Source organism: Streptomyces sp. MS191 (assembly GCF_008042125.1).
GTDB lineage: Bacteria > Actinomycetota > Actinomycetes > Streptomycetales > Streptomycetaceae > Streptomyces.
This window is the reverse complement of sequence record NZ_RDBI01000062.1, coordinates 1-4002: the sequence shown is the minus strand read 5'-3', so window position 1 is coordinate 4002 and position 4002 is coordinate 1. Positions and strand designations below refer to the sequence as shown.

Sequence of the window (4002 nt, the reverse complement as noted above, 5' to 3'; positions counted from 1 at the left end):
CCGTACAGGGACTCCAGGACCTGGGTCTGCGCCTGCTTCATGCCGGAGGCGACCGAGTTGACGACGATGACCAGCGCGATACCGAGCGCGAGCCCGGAGGCGACGACCAGCGCCGCCTTTCTGCGACGGCGCAGTTCGCGCCGGAGGTAGGTGAAGAACATGGGCGCGAAGCTAGGCACCCGGGGTGATGGCCGGATAAGGCCGGGGTGAGAGGCGGATGAGAGTCGGACGGCAGGCGTCCGGCGGTGCGTCAGGCCGCGTACGACAAGGGGTCGGCCGGACCCCGGCAGGACGACGGCGGCGGCGCCGCAGGCCCGGCCGGGGTCGACGAGCTGGCCCGGCGCGTCGACGCCGGCGAGGCACGCGCGGTGGCCGCCGTCGAGGAGGCGGGCACCATGCTCGGCCTCGCCCTGTCCGGCGCGGTCAACCTGGTCGACCCGGAGACGGTGGTGCTCGGCGGCATCTACCCGCGCCTGATGTCCCGGCTGGGCCCGGCCGTCGAGGCCGAACTCGGCCGCCGGGTCGTCTCCGGCCTCTGGACCCCCTCCGCGGGCCGGCTGCGCGCCGCCGCCGTCGTCCTGCCGGGGTCCGGCCGACCCGGGAGGACCGTCCGCCGTCCCCGTCCCGCCCGGCTCGGGGACGGCGGCCCACCCCTGCCCGTCGTACGGGTCGGAGGCCGGCGCCAGGCCCGCCGCGCGGAGCAGCGCCGCCTGGCCGGCGTACTGCTCCAGGCAGCCGTACGAGCCGCAGCGGCAACGGCGGCCCTGCGGGGAGACCACCATGTGGCCGATCTCGCCGGCGAAGCCGTGTGCGCCGCGCAGGAGTTCGCCGTTCACCACGATCGCGCCGCCGACGCCGATCTCGCCGGTGACGTGCAGGAAGGTCCGCGCCTCCCCGGCCGCCCCGAACCACAGCTCGGCGAGGGCCGCCGCGTTCGCCTCGTTGTCCGAGGCGACGGGCAGCTCGGGCCGCCCCGGGCGCCGCGCGGTCAGCGCGTCGGCGAACAGCCGGTCGGCGGCCACCCGGTTCCAGCCGAGGTTGGGAGCCTGGTGGACGGTGCCGGCGGAGACGAGTCCGGGCAGCGCGAGCCGTGCGCCGGCGGGGCGCAGTCCGTGTCCGGCCGCCTCCTCCAGGGCGCGGGCGGCGAGGCCCGCGGCCCGCTCCAGGACCTCGGCGGGCCCGGCCGCGCGATTGTCGACGGACTCGGTCAGACGCACCCGTTGGGCGCCCGCGAGGTCGACGACGCAGGCGGACACGTAGTCGACGTTGACCTCGACGCCGAGTCCGGCAGGGCCGGTGTCCGCGGCCTTCAGGACCGTGCCGGGGCGCCCCGCCTGGCCGCTGAAGGTCTTGCCCGACTCGACCAGGAACCCGTTCTCCATGAGCTGTTCGACCAGCGAGGACACCGCGGCCCTGGTCAGCCCGACCCGGGCCGCGACCGCCGCGCGGGTGGTCTCCCCCGCCGCGTGCACGGTCCGCAGCACCAGGCTGAGGTTGTGCCGCCGCACGCTCGCCTTGTCGGCCTTGGGTTCCACCGGCTGGACGCGGCCGGTGCCGGGAGTCTTCGTCATCGTGAGCCGAGCCTAATCGTCCCGCCGAACAGTTCAACCACCGAACTCTTTCGGGCTAGAGTCGCGGCCATGCCCCTTCCGCGCGACTACAGCGGCCAGGCCTGCGCCCTCGCCCGCTCGATGGAGATCGTCGGTGAGCGCTGGACCCTGCTCATCGTGCGGGACGCCTTCCACGGGGTGCGCCGCTTCGGGGAGTTCGCCGCCCATCTGCGCCTGCCGCGGGCCGTGCTCACCGACCGGCTCGGCACGCTGGTCGAGGCGCGGGTCCTGGAGCGGCTCCCGGACACCGGACGGCGGGAGGTCTACGCCCTCACCCCCAAGGGCGTCGCGCTCTGGCCCGCCGTCCGCGCCCTCACCGACTGGGGCGACGAGTTCTACGGCGCGGGCACCGGCCCGCGCCGGGTCTTCCGGCACACCCTCGACGACGCCCCGCTCACCGCCGACGGACGCTGCACCGGCTGCGGGGCCGCGGTCGGGGCCGCCGACACCCTCGTCACCCCGGGCCCCGGCCTCGCCCCCACGGCCGAGGACGACGACCCCGTCACGGCGGCACTCGCCCGCCCGCACCGACTGCTCCRGGGCGGTGGACTTCACGGACAGCAGGACCAGGTCGTACGGCGTCGTCAGGGCGTCGGCCGTGACCAGACGCGGCTCCAGGGACCATTCCTCGTCGCGCCCCACCACCCGCAGTCCGCGCTCGCGCAGCGCCGCGGCCCGGCCCGGGCGGACCAGGAACGTGACGTCCTGCCCGGCGCGGGCGAGCAGCGCACCGAAGTACCCACCGGTGGCTCCGGCGCCGACGATCAGGATCTTCATGAGTGGGGACCTCTCTCTGTACGGGGACGGGGACGCGGGTCGAGCAGGGGGCCCCGTGCCCCAGGCGCCGGCCAGCGCGACCGGGTCGCCGCCGCCGGCCGCGCCCGCCGCGAGCGCCGCGGCGCCGAGGGCGACGAGTTCGGTCTGCGCCGGGACGACCAGGGAGCGTCCCGAGAGCCGGCGGACGGTGTCGCGCCACACCCGGCCCTGGGCGCCGCCGCCGACGAGGCGCAGCGGGCGGTCGGTCACGGCGGGGTCCGCCGGATCCTGGCCGCACGCGGTGAGGAGCTCGTCCAGGGCCCGCAGGACGGTGAAGGCGGCCCCTTCGTAGGCCGCCCCGAGGACGGCGCCCGGGGTGGTGGTGTGCCGCAGTCCGGTGACCAGGCCGGTGGCGTGCGGCAGGTCGGGGGTGCGTTCGCCGTCGAGGTACGGCAGGACGACCACGCCGTCACCCGGCACGGCCTCCTCCCGGTCGAGGCCCAGGAGCCGGGCGAACCGGTCCACGGCCTGGGTGCAGTTGAGGGTGCAGCCGAGCGGGAGGTACGTCCCGTCGGCGGCGGCGAACCCGGCGAGGCCCGGAGCGGCCGGTCGGGTCCGGGTCGCGGCGAACACGGTGCCGGAGGTGCCGAGGCTGACGACCGGGTGGTCGAGCAGCCCGCCCTCGCCGAGACCGAGGCCCACGGCCGCCGCCATGTTGTCACCGGTGCCGGCGGCGACGGCGACGCCCTCGGGCAGGCCGAGCGCGTGGGCGGCCGCCGGCGTGAGGGTGCCGACGCGGGTGGCACCGGTGGGGGCCACGGTCGGCAGCAGGGCGGGATCGAGGCCGAGGAGGTCGAGCAGCCCCGGGTCGTAGGCGCGGTCGGCGGTGGAGTACCAGCAGGTGCCGGAGGCGTCGCCGGGGTCCGTCGCGGCGACGCCGGTCAGCCGCTCGGTGAGGAAGTCGTGCGGCAGCCGCACCCCGGCGGCCGCGGCGGCGGTGGCGGGTTCGCGGGCCCGCAGCCATTCCCACTTGGCGGCGGTCATCGCGGCGACCGGGACCGATCCGGTGCGCTCCAGCCAGGCGCCCGGTCCGCCGAGCGCCTCGGTGAGCGCGGTGGCCTGCGGGGCGGACCGGGTGTCGTTCCAGAGCAGCGCGGCCCGCAGGGGGCCGCCCGCCGCGTCGAGGACGACGAGGCCGTGCTGCTGACCGGCGACGGCGATACCGACGACGTCACCCGCCGACACGCCCGACTCCCCCAGGCCGCGGCCGACCGCCTCCCGCAGCGCCGACCACCACTGCTCGGGGTCGCTCTCTCGCGCGCCGCCGGTGCCGGTGACCGTGTGCGGGGCCCGGCCGACGGCGAGCAGCGCGCCGGTGACGGAGTCGACCACGGCCGCCTTGGTGGACTGCGTGGAACTGTCCACCCCGATCACCACGGGGTTCTGCACGGGCATGGATGCCGCCTCTCCTGTCGATGGGTGCGCCGTCGAACCGGTCCGGGTGGCCGGCCGGCCGACGGGATCCGGACCACCGGATCCCGATTCCCTCTGGCGCGGACGCGCCGTGGTGCCGTATTAGTTATCACAGAAAACAAATTGGTCGCCCAGACCCCGAGCGAGAGGACCGGACCATGCC

3 pseudogenes are annotated in these 4002 nt (G+C 76.4%); 1 reads left to right on the top strand and 2 read right to left on the bottom strand.

Annotated features, from left to right (window positions below):
- Nucleotides 1–683 precede the first annotated feature (683 nt).
- Nucleotides 684–1571 (bottom strand): annotated as a pseudogene (locus tag EAO71_RS38280) (ROK family protein); the annotation flags it as partial.
- 69 nt (nt 1572–1640) lie between these two features.
- Here EAO71_RS38280 and EAO71_RS39775 point away from each other — a divergent pair.
- Nucleotides 1641–1889: pseudogene (locus EAO71_RS39775) on the top strand (winged helix-turn-helix transcriptional regulator); the annotation flags it as partial.
- 303 nt (nt 1890–2192) lie between these two features.
- On the opposite strand, the pseudogene xylB reads toward EAO71_RS39775, so the two are convergent.
- A pseudogene (gene xylB / locus EAO71_RS26335) lies at nt 2193–3821 on the bottom strand (xylulokinase); the annotation flags it as partial.
- Nucleotides 3822–4002 lie beyond the last annotated feature (181 nt).